At 58.0% G+C, this 3,207-nt stretch carries 4 protein-coding genes; 1 reads left to right on the top strand and 3 read right to left on the bottom strand.

Going from position 1 to position 3,207, the window contains the following annotated elements:
* The first annotated feature begins 276 nt into the window (after positions 1 to 276).
* Entirely contained in the window at positions 277 to 1,359 is a 1,083-nt protein-coding gene (locus AB0N65_RS20600) for an IS110 family transposase (protein ID WP_364166132.1), read from the top strand.
* 30 nt (positions 1,360 to 1,389) lie between these two features.
* Here the strand turns inward: AB0N65_RS20600 and AB0N65_RS20595 are convergent, their stop codons facing one another.
* The 3 genes from AB0N65_RS20595 to AB0N65_RS20585 form a co-directional block, all read right to left on the bottom strand.
* Positions 1,390 to 1,968, bottom strand: a complete 579-nt coding sequence (locus AB0N65_RS20595; RefSeq protein ID WP_364166129.1) for a suppressor of fused domain protein — start codon at positions 1,966 to 1,968, stop codon at positions 1,390 to 1,392.
* 3 nt (positions 1,969 to 1,971) lie between these two features.
* Positions 1,972 to 2,514, bottom strand: a complete 543-nt coding sequence (locus AB0N65_RS20590) for a hypothetical protein (RefSeq protein ID WP_364166126.1) — start codon at positions 2,512 to 2,514, stop codon at positions 1,972 to 1,974.
* A gap of 238 nt (positions 2,515 to 2,752) precedes the next feature.
* The gene (locus tag AB0N65_RS20585) at positions 2,753 to 3,160 is read right to left on the bottom strand and encodes a hypothetical protein (RefSeq protein ID WP_364166124.1); all 408 of its coding nucleotides are present in this window, start codon (positions 3,158 to 3,160) and stop codon (positions 2,753 to 2,755) included.
* Positions 3,161 to 3,207 lie beyond the last annotated feature (47 nt).

Here is a 3,207-nt window from a genome sequence, read left to right as displayed (position 1 = left end):
CTGTAAGTCTTTACACGGTTGCTCTGCGAGTAGCTGACAGTCTGGTGCTGTGGCCCGACTTGGACGTGACTCACCCATGGGTTTGCCTCCGCACCTACCTTGCGGAGTGCGCTTTCTTGGATATGTCCGCCCTCGTGTGGGTCCAGCATCGGTACTGTCTACGACGCTGGCCTGATTAGAAGCATGCCCACTCAGCTTCCGGGTGTGGCCCATTACAGACCTGCCACGTTGTGACCCACCGACGGCTTTCATTTCCCGAAACTCAAGGAGGAAAAGATGATCGTGGCAGACCATTTCGGCTTCGTCGTGGGCGTGGATACGCACGCTAAAACCCACACGCTCGCCATCATCAACGCCCGGACCGGCGGAGAACTAGCTATCGAAACGTTTCCAGCCACTACCGCTGGAGGAAACAGAGCCTTGGCTTGGATTCTGCGTCGAACCGGAGCCCCTGAGGAGACAGTTCTGCTCTCTATGGAGGGAACAGGATCCTACGGAGCCAAACTCAGGCAACAGGCCTCCGACGCCGGCTATCGGGTCACCGAAGCGCCTGTCCCGAATCAAAAGCTCGGCCGATACCAGGGAAAGTCGGATTCGATGGATGCCGCCCGTGCGGCACGAGCAGTTCTCAGCATTCCGTTAGATCACCTGCCGGAACCACGCTCGGGGCAAAACCACATGGCATTGAGAATCCTTTCGAATGCGCGTCGGAACATGGCACGAGAACGAACAGCGGCGATAAATGCTCTCACCGCCCTTCTGCGCGTCGTGGACCTCGGCATGGACGCGCGCAAAGCCCTGACCACGAGCCAGATTCAGACCATCGCGGCATGGCGGGAACGAGAAGAAGAATTCGGGGTTCAAACGTGCCGACGCGAGGCCGTCAGACTCGCGCGGCAGGTACTGACTCTGCAGGAACAAATGATAAGGAATCACGCCGAGCTGGAGGCACTCGTTCTGCAGGTGCATCCGGCTCTTCTGCAGGTCTACGGTATCGGCCCGGCGCTGGCAGCAATCATTCTTACCGCATGGTCCCATTCGGGCAGAGTGCGGTCCGAAGCAGCTTTTGCAGCTCTCGCGGGAACCTGTCCCGTCCCCGCTTCATCGGGTGGCACATCCAGGTTCAGACTGAATCGCGGCGGCGACCGCCAACTCAACAAGGCGATCTACACCATCGCCCTCATCAGAATGAACCGCGACCCAGGCACCCGAGAGTACGTTGCCAAACGAACAAGCCAGGGCCGCACCAAGAAAGAGATCATCCGGAGTCTCAAGCGCTACATCACCCGGCAGATATACCGAACACTCGCCCAAGCCAGCATTCCGGCGGCACTCGCAGCCCAGCCGTCAGCCGTTTGAGGCCACGATCTTCCGCAGCCTTGGTTAGAGCTACACGACCGAAGTTCGATCAATCTCCCAGTAACGAAGACCGACTTCTTCAAAGCGTGACTCCAACGCTTCAAGACCGTGGGCGACTTTGAGATTTCGTTCGGCTTCCGTGATTGGGAGCAGCCAAAGGAACTCCACGTGGCGGTCACCGACGTGAGCGATTTCCAAGTCGGGTCCGAACGGGTAGGGCAGCGACACCAAAAAGTGATCACACGTCGAGCCCTCCATCCATGGATCTCCCAATGGGACGGTATGCCCGAGGCCCAGTTTGCCACCGCGGTGGTAGAAGACAGTCATCGCGAGCAATTCGACGGCTCGCGGGTCATCGACGGCAGTGCAGAGTATGAATTCGGTCCCAAAGTTCTCTGCTTCTGTTGCGGCCCAACCGCCAACAGAAATATAGGTCCAGAGCCCTTGGGGGTTTGACGGGGCCACCCGCAAGACTCGGAAGTGTGGGTTCTGCTCCAGGATGGGACCTGAAGGCCATGTAACGGCTTGAATCTCGCGTTCATCGAAGAATTTCCGAATATGCTTCTCGAGCACGCCGCAGACATCGTCACAAGCTGGGAAATTGGTCATCCGTTACACGCAAACCCAGCAGTAGAGACGATTTCGCGACTCCGATGCCCGTCGGGCAAGTCCTGACAGGTCCTTCAGAAAGTCCGCGAGAACTCGGGGATCGGCGGCGTCCCAAAACTCTTCCGTCTCCGACCAGGGGCCCGCTACTTGCTCGAGGAAGTCATTGCTTGCGTTGGCCAGTGCAGCACTGAGGGAGTCCGTCAGTGTCAGCACCAGCCGCTCACCCCCGTCCCGAATTGCGACCGCGTGTCCGCTTCGAGCGTCGTCAACGATGTCGTCGTATGCGCGGCCCGTCAACAGTTCTTCCAACGTCCCCAGTTGCACGACGGGATCGATATCAGTCACGGAGACGACGTCGTAACGGAATTGCTCAGGTGCAGCGTCGATAGCAGGCGCGGCCGGTCGGCGTTTCAGGCCGAAAATCCCCCGTTTCGGTTCCGCCTTCGGAACGATCACCTCATCCGCCCCAGGGCCGCCCGGCCGATCAATAACGGCGGCGGCTTCTTCATCGGATGCCGCGGAGAAATAGTCAAAAAACACACCCATGGAGGACATTCTCCACGCTCAGTTAATGACTTCGTTAAACGACGCCTCGTGGACTGTCACAACAACCCATCAGCGCGGGAATTGTTGCCGTAGCCTCCACGCCATCGAAGTCGCTCCCTTGACGAACGTAGAAGCATCCTAGACGGGGCAAAGTAGCTCCGTGCGGCTGTGAATAAGTGCCTTGAAGAGCCCGTTTGGTCTCGCCACGGGGTGGGTGAAGTCATAGCTCCATCGCGATTTAGGGATCATGCTGCCGATCGTTAATGTGTTCGGGCCCGGCATACCCGCTCTGCTGCAGCTCAGCGGGATCGGAAACGATTTCGGTTGCGGACTCTGGCATCCGCCGGCGGGGGGAGAAATCGACTTTCCAGCTATCGAGTTCGAAGATCTCGTTTTCTTTGTCGAGGTTGATCGCAACTAGGACAGGAAAACCGTCCTCATCGTTGAACCAACCTTCCGAAAGGGTACGTCCGTAACTCCGGTCCGGCTTTGTGCTTTCGAATTGAAGACTGCCCATTCCGCCGTCGTCCATGTCATTAACCCGCAAGGCGTCTACGTCGAGCGCCCTCCACTTTGGCTCGCCCACACGATCAAGCAGAGTTCTCATAATGAGGACTTCGCCAGGAAGAAGCGATCTGAAGGCCATCTCAAGATTCTACGTCCGCCACTTGACGAATATAGAAGCATCCAAGA

The sequence above is a fragment of the Paenarthrobacter sp. NPDC089322 genome, from assembly GCF_040684895.1.
GTDB lineage: Bacteria > Actinomycetota > Actinomycetes > Actinomycetales > Micrococcaceae > Arthrobacter.
Note: the sequence above shows the minus strand (reverse complement) of the source record. Positions and strands in the feature narration are given on the sequence as shown.